Source organism: Pantoea eucrina (assembly GCF_001691555.1).
GTDB lineage: Bacteria > Pseudomonadota > Gammaproteobacteria > Enterobacterales > Enterobacteriaceae > Pantoea > Pantoea borealis.
This window is the reverse complement of sequence record NZ_MAYN01000001.1, coordinates 408,878-424,083: the sequence shown is the minus strand read 5'-3', so window position 1 is coordinate 424,083 and position 15,206 is coordinate 408,878. Positions and strand designations below refer to the sequence as shown.

Annotated in this window: 15 protein-coding genes; 7 read left to right on the top strand and 8 right to left on the bottom strand. The window is 54.0% G+C overall.

The annotated features are described in order from the left end of the window. Nucleotides 1-222: 222 nt before the first annotated feature. The gene (locus tag BBA90_RS01940; RefSeq protein WP_065647636.1) at nucleotides 223-1,620 is read right to left on the bottom strand and encodes an amidohydrolase family protein; all 1,398 of its coding nucleotides are present in this window, start codon (nucleotides 1,618-1,620) and stop codon (nucleotides 223-225) included. A gap of 130 nt (nucleotides 1,621-1,750) precedes the next feature. Here BBA90_RS01940 and BBA90_RS01935 point away from each other — a divergent pair, with 130 nt between their 5' ends. After that, the gene (locus tag BBA90_RS01935) at nucleotides 1,751-2,668 is read left to right on the top strand and encodes a LysR family transcriptional regulator (RefSeq protein ID WP_065647635.1); all 918 of its coding nucleotides are present in this window, start codon (nucleotides 1,751-1,753) and stop codon (nucleotides 2,666-2,668) included. Nucleotides 2,669-2,762: 94 nt separating this feature from the next. On the opposite strand, the gene BBA90_RS01930 is transcribed toward BBA90_RS01935, so the two are convergent. Then, nucleotides 2,763-3,953: a CynX/NimT family MFS transporter gene (locus BBA90_RS01930; RefSeq protein ID WP_065647634.1), complete on the bottom strand. Its 1,191-nt coding sequence runs from the start codon at nucleotides 3,951-3,953 to the stop codon at nucleotides 2,763-2,765. Between the two features lie 86 nt (nucleotides 3,954-4,039). On the opposite strand from BBA90_RS01930, the gene BBA90_RS01925 reads away from it, so the two are divergent. Continuing rightward, entirely contained in the window at nucleotides 4,040-4,834 is a 795-nt protein-coding gene (locus tag BBA90_RS01925) for an AraC family transcriptional regulator (protein ID WP_065647633.1), read from the top strand. 83 nt (nucleotides 4,835-4,917) lie between these two features. On the opposite strand, the gene BBA90_RS01920 is transcribed toward BBA90_RS01925, so the two are convergent. Continuing rightward, on the bottom strand, nucleotides 4,918-5,763 hold the full coding sequence (locus tag BBA90_RS01920; protein WP_065647632.1) for an MBL fold metallo-hydrolase: 846 nt from the start codon (nucleotides 5,761-5,763) through the stop codon (nucleotides 4,918-4,920). Between the two features lie 154 nt (nucleotides 5,764-5,917). Here BBA90_RS01920 and BBA90_RS01915 point away from each other — a divergent pair, with 154 nt between their 5' ends. Continuing rightward, on the top strand, nucleotides 5,918-6,808 hold the full coding sequence (locus BBA90_RS01915) for a LysR substrate-binding domain-containing protein (protein WP_065647631.1): 891 nt from the start codon (nucleotides 5,918-5,920) through the stop codon (nucleotides 6,806-6,808). 189 nt (nucleotides 6,809-6,997) lie between these two features. Here BBA90_RS01915 and arsC read toward each other — a convergent pair whose 3' ends face one another. The 3 genes from arsC to BBA90_RS01900 form a co-directional block, all read right to left on the bottom strand. Then, on the bottom strand, nucleotides 6,998-7,426 hold the full coding sequence (arsC, locus tag BBA90_RS01910) for a glutaredoxin-dependent arsenate reductase (protein ID WP_065647630.1): 429 nt from the start codon (nucleotides 7,424-7,426) through the stop codon (nucleotides 6,998-7,000). Nucleotides 7,427-7,473: 47 nt separating this feature from the next. After that, on the bottom strand, nucleotides 7,474-8,757 hold the full coding sequence (locus BBA90_RS01905) for an arsenic transporter (protein ID WP_065647629.1): 1,284 nt from the start codon (nucleotides 8,755-8,757) through the stop codon (nucleotides 7,474-7,476). A 90-nt stretch (nucleotides 8,758-8,847) separates the two neighbouring features. Further along, a complete protein-coding gene (locus BBA90_RS01900) occupies nucleotides 8,848-9,201 on the bottom strand; it encodes a metalloregulator ArsR/SmtB family transcription factor (protein WP_065647628.1) in 354 nt (117 codons plus the stop codon). A 482-nt stretch (nucleotides 9,202-9,683) separates the two neighbouring features. On the opposite strand from BBA90_RS01900, the gene BBA90_RS01895 reads away from it, so the two are divergent. From BBA90_RS01895 to BBA90_RS01885, 3 genes are all read left to right on the top strand, one after another. Then, nucleotides 9,684-11,162 (top strand): SulP family inorganic anion transporter, encoded by a 1,479-nt coding sequence (locus BBA90_RS01895; protein ID WP_084798731.1) that lies wholly within the window; start codon nucleotides 9,684-9,686, stop codon nucleotides 11,160-11,162. Nucleotides 11,163-11,180: 18 nt separating this feature from the next. After that, on the top strand, nucleotides 11,181-12,008 hold the full coding sequence (locus BBA90_RS01890) for a universal stress protein (RefSeq protein ID WP_065647627.1): 828 nt from the start codon (nucleotides 11,181-11,183) through the stop codon (nucleotides 12,006-12,008). Between the two features lie 109 nt (nucleotides 12,009-12,117). Then, complete coding sequence (locus BBA90_RS01885) at nucleotides 12,118-13,335, top strand: MFS transporter (RefSeq protein WP_065647626.1); 1,218 nt, start codon at nucleotides 12,118-12,120, stop codon at nucleotides 13,333-13,335. A 99-nt stretch (nucleotides 13,336-13,434) separates the two neighbouring features. On the opposite strand, the gene BBA90_RS01880 is transcribed toward BBA90_RS01885, so the two are convergent. Then, nucleotides 13,435-13,932 carry a GNAT family N-acetyltransferase gene (locus tag BBA90_RS01880; RefSeq protein WP_065647625.1) on the bottom strand — a complete coding sequence of 166 codons (498 nt, stop codon included), beginning with the start codon at nucleotides 13,930-13,932 and terminating at the stop codon, nucleotides 13,435-13,437. Nucleotides 13,933-14,143: 211 nt separating this feature from the next. On the opposite strand from BBA90_RS01880, the gene BBA90_RS01875 reads away from it, so the two are divergent. Next, nucleotides 14,144-14,746 carry a tyrosine-type recombinase/integrase gene (locus BBA90_RS01875; protein WP_065647624.1) on the top strand — a complete coding sequence of 201 codons (603 nt, stop codon included), beginning with the start codon at nucleotides 14,144-14,146 and terminating at the stop codon, nucleotides 14,744-14,746. 81 nt (nucleotides 14,747-14,827) lie between these two features. Here the strand turns inward: BBA90_RS01875 and BBA90_RS01870 are convergent, their stop codons facing one another. Further along, on the bottom strand, nucleotides 14,828-15,190 hold the full coding sequence (locus tag BBA90_RS01870; RefSeq protein ID WP_065647623.1) for a VOC family protein: 363 nt from the start codon (nucleotides 15,188-15,190) through the stop codon (nucleotides 14,828-14,830). Nucleotides 15,191-15,206 lie beyond the last annotated feature (16 nt).

Below are 15,206 nucleotides of genomic sequence, written 5' to 3'. Positions count from 1 at the left end.
TGAGGCGCCCGTCGTGCTGATAACCGGTGCCGGAGAGCGGTGCTGGTCAGGCCTGCGCGTGATTAACCTTGAATAGCCCAGCCCTGTTCAGCAGCTCCGGCCGTCGCGCTGCAGAATGATGCCTGACCCGGTGACCGCCTGCATGTGCGTCATACCGGTACGCGGCGGTCCCGGCTGCCGGACCGATCGCGTAATAAATCGCGCTCATGCTGTCTGTCTCTGTCAGTTTGCCTGAACCAGCGGCAGGAATTTTTCCGCAAAGATGTCTGGCTGATACCCTGCTGCTGCAAAAAGGTGTTCGCGTGATTCATCGATGGCGGCGCGAAGGTGCTTGCTGTCCACACCCAGCACTTTGCCGTTTTGCTTGACGATGCGCCCGCCGATCATCACGGTATCAATGTTGCTGCGTTCAGCAGCATGTACCACCGTGCCAAACGCATTTCCGTTGGGATAAAGGTTGAGGTCAGCCGCGTTAATCAGGATCAAATCTGCCTGTTTGCCTGGCGTCAGGCTCCCGATTTTATCCTGCAGTCCGGCACAAACCGCGCCATCAACGGTTGCCGATTTAAGCAGCTGCGCAGCCGGAAGCGTTGTCAGCGAATGTCCGGAATCACAGCAGTGCTGCTTATGCATACCCATCACACGCTGCAAATAGAACGCCACACGCATTTCCATAAACATGTCGGTGCTGTAAGACGTTTCATTGTCCACGCTAAGGCCCGGATTGATGCCATGACGCTGCGCGGCTTCAATGGCGAACATCCCGCTTTCGATCCCATAGTGCGAATCTGAGCGCGGGCAGACGTTGACCCGGACACCGGCGTCGCGCAGAATCTCCCATCCCTCATCAGGCAGGGCTGTGCAGTGGTTAAAAATATTGTCCGGGCCAAGCAGACCCTGCTGATGCAGTGATTCGAGTTCGGAGGCCATTTCAGCACCAAAGAACTCGGTGACAATCGGCAGCCCCAGCCTGCGGGCCTCAGCCCACAATTCCGGCTCCAGCTGGGCCATGACGCCCAGCGTCACAAGACTCTCAGGATTATCCCTGAAATATTTTTCCTGCAGACGCTGCCAGTTGCCAGGCCAGTGCGCCTTATCCCATTCACCGGCCACCGGCGCGCCGGAAGCATGGACAGCGCGAATACCGGCATCAAACAGGGCTTCAACGGCGGCATCGGCGTGTGCTGCGGTCCGGCTGTTGTGTGAGTTATCAATCATCGTGGTGATACCCGCATCAATCGCGCCCAGCGCCGTCAGAAGATTACCGACATAGATATCTTCCGGGCGGTAATATCTGGCGAACGAAAAGTGCGTCGCATTGCTATAGTCGTCCAGACAGGTTGCGTTAGGGTTGATGCGACGCAGCTGGCCTTCCCAGGCGTGACGATGAGAATCGACCATCCCCGGCATGGCAATCATATTTGTGGCATCAATGACGTGAGCACCTGGTGCGTCAAGGTTCTGACCCACGGCGGTAATCGTTGAGCCGTTGATGAGGATGTCACCGCGCTCCATGTTGCCGACGCTCTCGTCCATACTCAGTATCGTCGCGCCATGAATCAACGTAGCCTGTAACGTGACATTCTGATTGTTAACAATATTTCTGATGTAATCAGTCATTAACCTGCCTCTTTCCTAATCAATGAGGAAACGATACGCGACGCTATTAACCTTAAAAAGATGTCTAAACCGTTTTTATCATTCATAATTCGCGAATAATCAGACTCAGTTTTTACTCAGGGAAAGGATGATGGATCGGATTCAGGCTATGCAGATTTTCATGCGGATTGCTGAAGCCGGAAGTTTTGTACGCGCGGCAGAAACGCTGTCACTGCCTTCTTCGACTGTTACCAGCACGATCAAAAACCTGGAGAAGTACCTGCAGGTGCGTCTGCTGAACCGCACGACAAGACGGGTCAGCCTTACTCCTGAAGGCCTGCAGTATCTGGCGCAATGCCGCGAAATCCTGTCGCTGATTGAACATAGCGAATCCAGCCTGAGTGATTCCATCAGCCGTCCCCGGGGGCGGCTGCGGGTTGATATGCCTGGTGGGATCGCCCATTTCATCGTCATGCCAAACCTGAAAAACTTTTACCGGCTTTATCCGGATATTTACCTGATGATTGGTGTGAGCGATCGGCAGGTCGATCTTGTGCAGGAAGGGGTGGATTGCGTCATACGAACCGGTGAATTAACTGACTCTACATTGGTTGCCCGTCCGCTTGGCCGGTTTCGCTGGGTGACCTGTGCCTCACCGGACTATCTCAGGGAGTTCGGTGTTCCTGAAACGCCTGAAACGTTGTCACAGCATCGGGCGATTCATTACTTTTCCGGTTCGGGAAGACGCACTAATGAACTGCGTTTTACACAAGGCGCTGAGACCCTCTCTGTTCCGGTGGAGGGGAATGCAGCCGTCAACGAAACGGGACTCTACATTAGACTGTGTCTTGAGGGATTGGGGCTGGCACAGCTTGCTGAGAATGTGATTTCGAAGGATCTGCAGCAAGGCAAACTGGTCGAAGTTCTGGCGGACTGGCAGCCCCCCTCCGTGCCGGTGACGATGCTCTATCCGCATCAGCGTTTTCTTTCTCCCGCCGTGCGTGCTTTTGCTGACTGGGTTTCCGGACTTTTTAACGAAGGCGCAGCTGAGAAGCAATCTTTCCGGTAAAAGAGGGCGCCGGTAACAGGAAGCGCCTTTAGAACAACAATCAACAGCACCCTCAGCAAAGGACCCGATCGTTTCCCCTGCTGTATCGGTGAATTCAGCCCGGCTGCTGTGCAGGTTCCAGGTGAGCGTTGCGTCCGGCAGCCATTCCGGTGCAGGCGCCTGCGACTGCGATTGCTGCGGTCATCAGTAATGGCATCGTCCAGCCTCCGGACAGCTCCTGCACTTTGCCCAGCAACAGCGGTCCCATCGCCGCCATCAGATAACCGACACTCTGTGCCATGCCTGACAACGCGGCAGCATCATCGACGTTTTTAGTACGCAGTCCGATGAAGGTCAGACCCAGCATCATGCTGGCACCTGAGCCGAAGCCGAGAAGCGCCGCCCACAGCATGGCCAGATTCGGCAGATACAGGATGCCGATAAAGGACACCGCGGTTAACAGGCTGACGCCAGCAGCAGCTAATTTCTGATCGTTAAGACGACGCAGCGTGGCTGCCAGAATCAGGCCGGGTATGGCAGTGGTCAGCTGAAGGATGCCGTGTACCTCACCAGCCTGAACGGAAGAGAGTCCACTGTCCGTCAGAATGGCAGGCAGCCAGCCGACCGCCACATAAAACGGCATCGCATTCAGGTCCATAAACAGGGTGACCTGCCATGCCAGAGGCGAGCGCCAGACCGCGACGGTCGCTGCTTTTTTCTCACCCGCTGCTGGCAGCTGATGCTTCTTCGCTAACTGGGGCAACCATAAAAACAGCGCAAAGAGTGGTGCAAAAACCAGCATGGCTAACGCGATGTTCCAGCCCCAGCGCTGCGTCAGAGGAATGACAATGGCAGAGCCAATGGCACCAGCCGCGCCCATAATGATGGAATAGGCCCCTGTTACGGAAGCCATCCTGTCAGAAAAGTCACGCTTGATAAGGCCAGGCAGCAGGACATTGCCCAGGGCAATCCCGATACCTATCAATACTGTTCCGGCATAAAGCGCCCAGACACTGGCTGTGGATCGAAGCAGGATACCCGCTGAAATCACGATCAGGGCACCAAAAAGGGTGCGTTCCAGGCCGTATTTGCGGGAAATGGTTGCGCTCAGGGGGGAAAAAGCGGCAAAGGCCAGCAAAGGCAGCGAGTTAAGTAACCCAATGGCTGTGATACTTAGCCCAAAATCATGGCGAATGGACTCTAAAACGGGTGCGATAGCGGTAAAAGGAACACGCAGGTTAATGGCGATAAAGAGGATGCCGGTCACAAGTATGACAGAAGACCACTTGTTCGTAATGCGGGACATAAATTCTGCTTTCTCTAAAAAAAGAAAGACTTTAAAGGAGGTATAAGTTACAGAATATAGATAACCTGACAACATATAACTAAATCATGCCAGTTAATAAAAAACCGGTGACCTCACCGGATGAGTTTGATGCTGATGCTTTCAGTCAGGCTGCGGTCGCCTTGCATGTATCATCGTCTGGCGAGTATGCCGGGCAGAGTCCACACGCTCACCGTAAAGGACAACTTATTCTCGCTTTACGCGGTGCAGTAAGCTGTGAGGTTCAGGATGCGCTATGGATTGTTCCGCCGGGACATGCTGTCTGGGTACCGGGAGAAATACCTCACAGTTGCCGGGTCACGAAGAATGCAGCCACCTGCTTTTTGTTTATCGAACCTGGCGCGGCAGCGATGCCGGAAACCTGCTGTACCCTTGCCATTACCCCTCTGGTCCGCGAGCTGATTCTGTTTCTGGCAGAGCAGGAACATGCTTATTTACCTGACGATAAAACCGCGAGGCTTGCAGCGGTACTGCTGGAACATATACCGGATGTGCCGGTTAAAGCGCTTCACCTGCCTGTATCCGACCATCCTAAAATCCGGTATATGGCTGAGGCACTTTTTAATGTGCCTGATGACCGTAGAACGTTAAAACAGTGGGCTGCGGACCTTGCAACCAGCGAACGATCTCTGGCCAGACTGGTCAGAGACGTGACAGGAATGAGCTTTGGTCGCTGGCGTCAGCAGTTGCACTTAATGATTGCTCTAAGCCATCTGGCAGAAGGTCAGTCCGTGCAGCGCGTAGCCGGAACGCTGGGATATGATTCGGTCAGCGCATTTATCACAATGTTCAGAAAAGCACTGGGGAAATCGCCGACACACTATTTTTCGTCTCTGAACTAATGGAAAAAAACACCAACCAGATTTATATAAACAACGCCAGCGTCCGATTTTTGCTTAAAGCGGACAGGGAGTGACCTGTATTTTTATTCCTGATGTAACCGGCAAAGCAGATACCCATCTCCAGACCGCTGGAAACAGCAGAATCCTGTCTGGTTCAGATGCATACCGGCAATAATCAGTTTGTCATCCACGGCCTGTTGCAGCGCTTTTTTCCTTGTCTCTTCAGCCTGTAGAGGATTGACATCAAACATGATTGAAACAGCGGGAACTGCTGACTGAATATAGGGAAAATGAACGACATCTCCCCATATTAACACCGCTTTTTTATCGGAATGAATATGAAATCCGGTGTGTCCTGGGGTATGGCCTGGCAGCCATGCAGGGCGCATGCCCTGCACAACTTCATTTTCATCAAGCAGGCGTATCTTCCCGGCATAGGCGGCCAGGACTTTTCGGAACAGTGCAAAATTATGTTTGCCGCGCTCACTGGCTCTCTGTAGTTTTTCATTATCCTGCCAGTGCGCAATTTCAAGGGGATGAATATAGAGATCAGCTTTTTTATATACCGGCTCTCCGTTTTCATGCAGCAGACCGCCGATATGATCGGGATGACCGTGCGTCAGTAATATCCTGTCTACGTCATCAGGCAGAATGCCGAGCATCTTCAGCTTCTCCTGAAGCCTCCCACCCACGTTGTTTTGCCCGCCAGCGCCCGCATCTACCAGAATAGTGTGTCCATATCCACGGATGAGATAACCGTTAATATGGATATCACCCTGTCTCTCAATCCCGGCAGCGCACTGGATACTTGCAGCCTTTGCGACGTCAATACCTGAAAGAAGATCAAGCGTGGCCGCCATAGTGCCATCGCTCAGCGCAATAACCTGATAACCGCCAACCTGACAGGTCGGGAAACTATCACCGTGCATACATACCTCATAATAGTACTGGCAGGCGCCCGCTTGCCTGATGTGTTTTCATTATGCTAAGCAACTGTTTTCCCGATTTAAATCGAAATTAATTCACTGATTAATGATATTTTGTCACTGTAAAGAATTTTGTATCAATAATCAGGCCGTATTAATGCTAAGAAAAATTCCCAGCAGTCGAGCCATGCTTGCCTTTGAAGCCGCAGCAAGGCATGGAAATTTTGCGCGGGCAGCGCAGGAGTTATCACTTACCGAAGGCGCAATCAGTCGACAAATAGCCCGCCTTGAGTCCATGTTAAACTGCAGATTGTTTGATCGCAGCGGAAGTCGCGTTACGCTCAATTCAGTTGGCGCCCGCTATGCAGATCAAATACGCGAATCGCTTGACCGGCTGGAAAGAGATACGCAATCGGTCATAGGTGTGCCAGAAGGCGGTAAGACTCTGGAGATTGCTGCCCTGCCAACGTTTTCATGCCGCTGGCTAATCCCGCGTCTGAAAAGCTTTTATACCCTGTATCCGGAAATTAGTGTGAACATCGCCGCCAGAACAGATCCTTTTATTCTCGCTGGCAGTGGTTTTGACGCGGTAATACATTTCGATCATCCGGCATGGGCAGGTATGCATATGCAGTTTCTTTTTCAGGAAACGCTGCTGCCTGTATGCCATCCGGCACTTCTGAAGAACAAAAAAGAGAGCGTGCCGCTTAATGAGCTGCCTCGCATTCACCGTCTTCAGAATCCGCAGGCATGGCAGTACTATGCGCAGGAAACCGGAATTGAACTTGATAACCCGGCGCAGGGAGTCCGCTATGATCTGCACGAAATGTCTATCGCCGCAGCGCTGTCAGTACAGGGCGTTGCACTGGTGCCGCGGATATATGTCGAAAAAGAGTTAACTAACGGCGAGCTTATTGCTCCCTGGCCTGAGTCTGCTTCACTCAGCAAAAAGTTTCATTTAATAAAACCGGCTTCAACAGGCATAAATGAAACGGCGCTGCATGCTTTTGAGCAATGGCTGATGACGGAAATTAATCCGAAAGCATAACGTCGCCGTTATTGATAAAACCAACTTCTGACGCTGATAACGCTCCGGACACGTCTCCGACCGTTGCAGAACTGCGCGTGCGGATGCTCTGGTCGGAAGCAAGATGAAGGCACAGACTGCCCCCTTCCCGCCGTGGTTCAAGGCCAGCTGTTTTTGCCTCTCTCGCTCTGTTGGCGGAATGTCAGGGTGTCAGTGGCCGATACGGTTTCCGTGCTCATCGATAATCTGTTCACCATCTTCTTTCATCAATGCCCCTTTCTGTGGATCAGGCAGAATATCCAGAACAGCTTCAGACGGACGACAGAGCGCTGTACCGAGCGGCGTTACCACCACCGGACGGTTAATGAGAATGGGGTGAGCCAGCATAGCATCCAGCAGTTCGTCATCGCTGAACCGATCCTCTGCCAGCCCCAGCTGCTCAAACGGTTCCGTATTTTTGCGCAGCAGTGCGCGCACGCTGATTCCCATATCTGCAATCAGCGTCTGCAGCTCAGCGCGTGTCGGCGGCGTCTCCAGATATAAAATCACTGCTGGCTCCACGCCACTATTGCGGATAAGCGCCAGGGTGTTACGGGACGTGCCGCAGGCCGGGTTGTGGTAAATAGTAATGTCAGTCATCAGTCATACTCCATACAGGCGCTGCATGCACGCAGCCCGGATCACGTTTAAACAGACAGGCGCAGGGCCAGCGCGGCCAGCGTCACAAAAAGCACCGGCAGGGTCATCACGATGCCAACACGAAAGTAATAGCCCCAGCTAACAGTGATATTTTTTTGCGCCAGAACGTGCAGCCACAGCAGGGTTGCCAGGCTGCCAATCGGGGTAATTTTCGGGCCGAGGTCGCAGCCAATGATGTTCGCGTAAATCATTGCCTCTTTTACCGTGCCCTGAGCGGTACTGCCGTCAATAGAGAGCGCCCCGACCAGCACGGTGGGCATGTTGTTCATGACCGATGACAGGAAGGCCGTCAGAAAGCCCGTACCCAGCGTTGCCCCCCAGACGCCGTGCTCTGCAAAGCGATTCAGAATGGCTGAGAGGTCATCCGTCAGGCCGGCATTACGCAGACCATATACCACCAGATACATGCCCAGCGAGAAGATAACGATTTGCCAGGGTGCACCTTTCAGCACCTTTCGGGTATCGATAACGTGTCCTTTGCGTGCAACCAGCCAGAGAATGAAGGCCGCCGCTGCCGCAACCAGGCTGACCGGTACGCCAAGCGGCTCCAGTGCAAAAAAACCGGCCAGCAGCAGAATCAGCACCAGCCAGCCGGTTTTGAAGGTCCGCCTGTCACGGATAGCGTCACGGGGCATTTTTAGCTTTGTCAGGTCATAACCTGCCGGAATATCTTTGCGGAAAAACAGGTGCAGCATTACCAGCGTAGCCACTACGGAAGCCATATTCACCGGCACCATAACGGACGCATATTCGCTAAAGCCCAGCGTAAAGAAATCCGCCGTCACGATGTTGACCAGGTTCGATACGATGAGCGGCAGGCTGGACGTGTCCGCGATAAACCCAGCCGCCATCACAAATGCCAGCGTGGCAGCCGGGCTGAAGCCCAGCGCCAGCAGCATGGCGATGACAATCGGCGTGAGGATAAGCGCCGCGCCGTCATTGGCGAACAGCGCCGCCACCGCCGCGCCCAGCAGAACGATATAGGTGAACAGCAGCCGGCCTCTGCCGCCTCCCCAGCGGGAAACGTGCAGTGCCGCCCACTCAAAAAAGCCGGATGCCTCCAGCAGCAGGCTGATGATGATAACCGCAATAAACGTGGCCGTGGCGTTCCAGACAATCTGCCAGACTGCCGGAATATCCCCGATATGCACCACGCCCGTCAGCAGCGCCAGCGCAGCCCCGATAACAGCACCCCAGCCAATACTGAGTCCTTTCGGCTGCCAGATAACCAGCACCAGCGTCAGAACAAAAATTGCACCTGCCAGAAACATAGTCCCTCCTTCACTACTGCACCTCTCAGAATAAGCACAGCGCAACCAGAAACGTTAAATATGGAAAAGCATATATGTATAGGTAAATTTTTAAATGCAGACAGGTTTGCCATTGGTCGTAGCGTTGTCCCGCTCAGCCTGCCGGCTGAGATGCTGGATGTCATCCTGCTGACACAGATAAGCCTGTTCAATCACGGCTGCAGCCCAGGCGGGCATGTGAGGGGACAGCCGGTAATGGATCCATTTGCCGTCACGCCTGTCGATAAGCAGGCCGCTGTCTCTGAGTAGCGCAAGATGCCGGGATACTTTGGGCTGGCTCTCTTTCAGTATCAGCGTCAGCTCGCATACACAGAGTTCACCTTTTTCACGCAGAAGCAGGACAAGCTTTAAACGCGTTTCGTCAGACAGCCCCTTAAAAAGCTGAAGAGGAAAAAGCTGAGGCATGATAACTCCGGGTAGCTGGCGTAAAAAGCCAGTGTGACTTTACGCGCAAATGCCGTCAATACATATGCATAAATTCATATATAAATACCAGGCTGATTTCATGTATGTTTCTGCGGTGACATGCGCAGACAGGGTTAATATACGCGCTGGTACCGCTGTTCGCAGCCCTGTTCCGCTTGCTGAAACGTTGACCTCTCACCGTTTTTGTTTATAGTTTAGTGCCTGTCCTGAGAGGGACAGACTTCGCCGTCAGCGCCCCGCCCCGGGTTTCGCTGGCTTATTGCAGTCCTGAAGGCATCCTTTTGCCGTAAAGGAGAACTCAAAAATCATGCGTCTTACGCCACCCTGAGTCGTCACCCTTCCCTGTCGCACTGAGTAGTTTCAGTCGCGCACTCAAAAACATCCCGTTTGCGGATGTGCTTTTTCGTCCCTGAATTTTTTGCCCTCACGGGCTGACTGTATCTAAAATCTGAGAAATTACTATGCTGCTGTCCTCGACGCGTAAGGACTGGCTGGGCAACGTCCGTGGTGACGTGCTCGCCGGTATTGTCGTCGCGCTCGCGCTCATTCCTGAAGCGATCGCGTTTTCCATCATTGCCGGGGTTGACCCGCAGGTCGGCCTCTACTCGGCCTTCTGTATTCCCGTGGTTATGGCCATCTTTGGCGGACGTCCCGCCATGATTTCATCGGCTACCGGCGCCATGGCGCTGCTGATGATAACGCTGGTGAAAGATCACGGCCTGCAGTATCTGCTGGCGGCATCAGTGCTAACCGGCCTGCTGCAGCTGGCTGCCGGCTACCTGAGGCTTGGCAGTCTGATGCGCTACGTGTCGCGCTCGGTCGTGACGGGCTTCGTCAATGCGCTGGCTATTCTGATATTCATGGCGCAGCTGCCGGAGCTGACCAACGTGACCTGGCACGTTTATGCGCTTACCGCCGCCGGCCTGGCCATCATCTATCTTTTTCCATACCTCAATAAAACCATTCCCTCCCCGCTGGTCTGCATCGTGGTGCTGACGGCCATCTCCATGTGGCTGCACCTGGATGTGCGTACCGTGGGCGACATGGGCAAACTGCCCGACAGCCTGCCGGTGTTCCTCATTCCGGACATTCCGCTGAACCTGGATACGCTGCTGATTATCCTGCCTTACTCTGCCGGTCTCGCCGTGGTGGGACTGCTGGAGTCAATGATGACCGCCACTATCGTGGATGACATGACCGATACCCCGAGCGATAAAAACCGCGAGTGCAAGGCGCAGGGCATCGCCAACGTCTGCACGGCGTTTATCGGCGGCATGGCGGGCTGCGCCATGATTGGTCAGTCGGTGATTAACGTAAAATCCGGCGGGCGCGGGCGCCTCTCCACCCTGACGGCCGGGCTGGTGCTGCTCTGTCTGATTATTTTCCTCCGCGATCAGGTGTCGCAGATCCCCATGGCGGCGCTGGTCGCGGTGATGATCATGGTCTCCATCGGCACCTTCTCCTGGCGATCCATCACCGACCTGCGCCGCCATCCGCTCTCGACCAGCGTGGTCATGCTGGCAACCGTGGTCGTGGTGGTGGCCACCGACAACCTGGCCTTCGGCGTGCTGACCGGAGTGCTGATTGCTTCGCTGAACTTTGCCACTAAGGTAGCGCGCTTTATGACGGTCAGATCGTCACGGGAGGGTGAGACACGGATCTATACCGTGACCGGCCAGGTCTTTTTTGCCTCCGCCGATCGCTTTATGAGCCACTTTGACTTCAGGGAAGCGGCAGAGCGCGTGGTCATTGACGTCACGCACGCTCACTTCTGGGACATCACCGCCGTTAGCGCACTGGACAGGGCGGTAATTAAGTTCCGCCGCGAAGGCGCTGAGGTAGAAATACCGGGCATGAACGACGCCACCCGTACCCTCGTTGACCGCTTCGGCGTGCATGACAAGCCGGAAGAAGCGGAAAAACTGATGGGCGGTCACTAACTGACAGGAGTTACAGCTATGAACAATACCGTTGTGGCCTGCGTGGATGGTTCGCCGTCAACCGGGCCAGTCTGTGACTACGCGGCGTGGGCCGCCGCCGGCCTTTCCGCGCCGCTGGCCCTGCTGCACGTGCTGGAAAAAGACGGTCATCCGGCCGTCTCTGACCTGAGCGGCAGCATTGGCATCGACAGCAAAGAGCTGCTGACCGAAGCGCTTGTGCGCGTGGAGGGTGAGCGCAGCCGCCTGCTTATGGCGCAGGGGAAAACTATTCTGGCCGGCTGTGCTGAACGGCTGGCCCGGGCGGGACGCCCGGAGGTACGCCAGCTGCAGATGCACGGCGCACTGGACGAAATCCTTGCCGGCCTGGATGACGTCAGGCTGATGGTGCTCGGACGACGGGGCGCAGAACATACGGTGGGCAGCCAGCTGGAAAGCGTCATCCGCCTGCAGAAAGCGCCCGTGCTGGTTGTGCCGGAAATGTTTATTGCGCCATCCCGGGTACTTTTTGCCTGGGATGGCAGCGAGGCCAGCCGCCGAAACCTGACCCGGCTGACCGTGAGCCCGCTGCTTCGCGGCCTGGCCTGCCATGTTGTGATGGTGAACGGCGACGATGCTTCACTCCATGATGCGCAGCACATCCTGCAGGCAGCCGGCATTGATGCAGAGTCACGGCTGATACAGGATGAATCCGTCTCGCGCGGGCTGTGCCGTTACGCGCAGGAGAACGGAACGGACCTGATCGTGATGGGAGCCTGGGGACACTCCCGGCTGCGCCGCTTCTTTATCGGCAGTCACACCACGGCGATGCTGGCTGAAAGCCGTTATCCGCTGCTTATGCTGCGGTAAACGTTACGGGCCTGCAATCGCAGACCCTTTTCATAACGAGCCTCCGGAACACAAGTCCCGGAGCAGTTCATTTGTGCGGCGCCTTTGTCAGCCGTGCTCAGGGAATATCATGCATCAGCTGTTTCGCTTTATGTATCAGCACGGCAGTCATCTCGCCTTTGGCGCGATACTGATGGCCATGTCGAGTTTTGGACAGACTTACTTCGTATCGCTTTACGGGCAGGACCTGCGTCAGGCATTCGGGCTCAGCGACGGCGGACTGGGCGGCCTTTATGCCGCGGGCACCGTGATGAGTGCCGTCACCCTGACATGGGCAGGCCGGATGATTGATTACACTACCACCCGTCGCTTCACCCTGGCCGTTACCCTGCTGCTGGTGACGGCGTGCCTGCTCGTCTCCGGTGCGCAGGCGGCATGGATGCTTTGTGCAGGCTTTTACCTGCTTCGCCTCGGCGGGCAGGGGCTGATGGTGCACACCGCCCTGACGGCGACTGCGCGCCAGTTTCCGCTTGATGCTGGCAAGGCACTGGGCGCCATCGCGCTGGGCCTGTCGCTGGCACAGGCGCTGTTTCCGTTAGCTGCCGTGCAGATTAACGCTCTGACGGGATGGCGCACTGCCTGGCTGATAAACGCTGCGGTCCTGGTGGCCGGCGTTGCGCTGGCTGTCAGCTGCCTTCCGCGCGCTGCCGAAAAGCCGCTGCGGACGTTCAGAAAGCGGGGCGCAGAGAAGGTTCGCGAAGCGTCAGTATGGAAGAACCGGAATCTGCTTTTTGCTCTGCCCGCCGTGCTGGCGTCACCTTTCATCACCACAGGCTTCTTTTTCCATCAGGCGCGTCTGGCAGAGGAGAAAGGATGGGCACTGTCGTGGGTTGCAGGATGGTTTATTGCCTACGCGATAACGCAGGCGGTTTCCCTGTTATCATTTGGTCCGCTGATAGACCGGCTGACGCCACGCCGTCTGTTGCCGTGGTTTCTGCTGCCGCAGGGCGCTGGCATGCTGGCGCTGTGGCTCAGTAACAGCGTATGGGTCACGCCGTTTTACCTCATCATGACCGGTATATCGTCAGCCATTGCGTCCTCACTGGCGACTGCGCTATGGGTACAGCTCTTTGGCCCCGCGCAACTGGCAAAGGTGCGCTCGGCTGTTGAGGCGGGTACCGTGCTTGCCAGTGGTGCCTCTCCGGTCATCATGGGCGTTCTGATTGATAACCATATTGCTCTTCGGGTGCAGGCGCTGTTATGCCTCGTCTTTATACTCGCGGCCAGTCTGGTGGCAACCCGTGTCAGAGCTGGCGTACCGGAAAATGAAACTGATATTTCTGGCTGACAGGAACACGATACGTGAGGCAGGAAACACTGTCCGCTTTGTGCCAGAAGCGGATGTTAATCTTTGAGGCATAACAAAGTGTGCCTTAGTGCTCATATGCTAATAAGGAGCACGCAGTCCCATAAGCAGTACGTCCTCATATTTTCCTTTTCTTAGTGCGGACTCTTTTTTGAGGCCTTCCTCTTCGAAACCAAACTTTTTGTATAATGCAATCGCAGCTTCGTTATCTGAAAAGACTTCCAGCTCAATTTTTCTGGCAGCAAGCCAGTCGAATGAATATTTGACGCAAAAGGCTATTAACGCAGAGCCAATGCCTCTGCCAGAGAGGGTTTGATCTGTAAAAATGCCAAAAATTGTTTTATGCCTTAATCTCGGGTGTTGAGGGTTTTCTATAGTTAAGATTCCAGCAACAGAGCCATCCAGTAAGGCGGCAAAATGATAAATTCCGTCTTTTCCATTGCGAGCGAGATGGTCATTCCAGTGCTTCAGGGATGGTAATGGCATACCGAGAGTGTTTTCCTGTATCCTATCCTGAGAAGCTATTTTCTGAAAATGCTCCGCATCCTCCGCTTCAACGCTTCGTATTTTTATTGTCATTAAAATCCCCATGTTTGTAGTTTAGTCAATCAGGATAAATATACTTTAATAATGATATTTTCAACGGCTTATAATTCTGAAACGCCTAGCCGAGAACGCCTGCGGTGAGGCAGTCAGAACTTTTCTACGACGCTTTCTGCAGGTCTAACTTCCGCTCCTCGCTCAAATGAGACAACCATAATCACATCTCCTAACTCAATGGAGATTGAACATGACAGTATCCCCCTGGAACAAAAGCCGCCTTATTGGCCAGAAACGACCTCTTCAGATCCCTCATATCTGGGGGATTCGTATCCGTCTTGAACTGGAAGGAAAAGTCCGCGATTTGGCTCTGTTTAACATGGCTCTGGACAGTAAACTTCGGGGCTGCGATCTGGTTAAGTTGAAAGTTTCTGATGTCGCCTATGGACACGCTGTGTCGGGCAGAGCGACTGTGCTGCAGCAAAAAACGGGCAGCCCTGTTCAGTTTGAACTGACGAAGGGAACCAGAGAGACTGTATCCGCATGGATCAAAATGGCTCATTTACGTAGTAGCGACTATCTTTTTCAGTCCCGCATTGGTTCCTCAAGACACATTTCAACCAGACAATATAACCGTATTTTTCATGGATGGATTGAGAAGCTGGGTCTCGATGAAACGCTCTACAGTACGCATTCCATGCGCAGAACCAAGCCATATCTGATCTATAAAAAAACGAAAAATCTTCGTGTTATTCAGTTACTTTTGGGTCATAAAAAACTCGAAAGCACAGTACGTTACCTGGGCATCGAAGTAGATGATGCCTTAGAAATATCAGAGTCGATTGAAGTCTAATTTGTCAGGGCTGCAACAGCAGCCCTGTGCCAAAACCGGATGCTTCAGGTTTAAACATGGGCAGGTAAGCGTCTTTACTTATTAATCCGGTATACATACCCGGATACGGTGCCCGTCAGGATCAAGCGCAACGAACGTCCTGCCAAAAACAGCCTGTTTGGGTCGCTGTTCTATCTGCACACCGCTGTCTGACCACTGCTGATAAAGCGCATCAACCGTCTGAATGTCTTTAACCATAAAACTCAACTCAGTCCGGTTACCCTTACCGCAGGATACAAAGTCACTAGCCGTTGTTGACCATAGCCCAAGATTCAGGCCGTTATTGAAGGAAAAAGCCGCCCACGTCGGAAGCATCACGTCTGGTTCTGTATTGAATAGATTTTGATAAAATCTGCTGCTGACAATCGGGTCATCAACATAAAGAATGATCAGGTTAAGTATCATGAGTCTCTCGCGTCAA

What these genes read in the sequence shown, in the direction of transcription:
- BBA90_RS01905 (WP_065647629.1), bottom strand. Translation starts at nt 8,757, where the DNA reads ATGTTTCTGGCAGGTGCAATTTTTGTTCTGACGCTGGTGCTGGTTATC.
- BBA90_RS01930 (WP_065647634.1), bottom strand. Translation starts at nt 3,953, where the DNA reads ATGTCCCGCATTACGAACAAGTGGTCTTCTGTCATACTTGTGACCGGC.
- BBA90_RS01920 (WP_065647632.1), bottom strand. Translation starts at nt 5,763, where the DNA reads ATGCACGGTGATAGTTTCCCGACCTGTCAGGTTGGCGGTTATCAGGTT.
- BBA90_RS01890 (WP_065647627.1), top strand. Translation starts at nt 11,181, where the DNA reads ATGAACAATACCGTTGTGGCCTGCGTGGATGGTTCGCCGTCAACCGGG.
- BBA90_RS01875 (WP_065647624.1), top strand. Translation starts at nt 14,144, where the DNA reads ATGACAGTATCCCCCTGGAACAAAAGCCGCCTTATTGGCCAGAAACGA.
- BBA90_RS01915 (WP_065647631.1), top strand. Translation starts at nt 5,918, where the DNA reads ATGCTAAGAAAAATTCCCAGCAGTCGAGCCATGCTTGCCTTTGAAGCC.
- BBA90_RS01885 (WP_065647626.1), top strand. Translation starts at nt 12,118, where the DNA reads ATGCATCAGCTGTTTCGCTTTATGTATCAGCACGGCAGTCATCTCGCC.
- BBA90_RS01940 (WP_065647636.1), bottom strand. Translation starts at nt 1,620, where the DNA reads ATGACTGATTACATCAGAAATATTGTTAACAATCAGAATGTCACGTTA.
- arsC (WP_065647630.1), bottom strand. Translation starts at nt 7,426, where the DNA reads ATGACTGACATTACTATTTACCACAACCCGGCCTGCGGCACGTCCCGT.
- BBA90_RS01900 (WP_065647628.1), bottom strand. Translation starts at nt 9,201, where the DNA reads ATGCCTCAGCTTTTTCCTCTTCAGCTTTTTAAGGGGCTGTCTGACGAA.
- BBA90_RS01925 (WP_065647633.1), top strand. Translation starts at nt 4,040, where the DNA reads ATGCCAGTTAATAAAAAACCGGTGACCTCACCGGATGAGTTTGATGCT.
- BBA90_RS01895 (WP_084798731.1), top strand. Translation starts at nt 9,684, where the DNA reads ATGCTGCTGTCCTCGACGCGTAAGGACTGGCTGGGCAACGTCCGTGGT.
- BBA90_RS01935 (WP_065647635.1), top strand. Translation starts at nt 1,751, where the DNA reads ATGGATCGGATTCAGGCTATGCAGATTTTCATGCGGATTGCTGAAGCC.
- BBA90_RS01870 (WP_065647623.1), bottom strand. Translation starts at nt 15,190, where the DNA reads ATGATACTTAACCTGATCATTCTTTATGTTGATGACCCGATTGTCAGC.
- BBA90_RS01880 (WP_065647625.1), bottom strand. Translation starts at nt 13,932, where the DNA reads ATGACAATAAAAATACGAAGCGTTGAAGCGGAGGATGCGGAGCATTTT.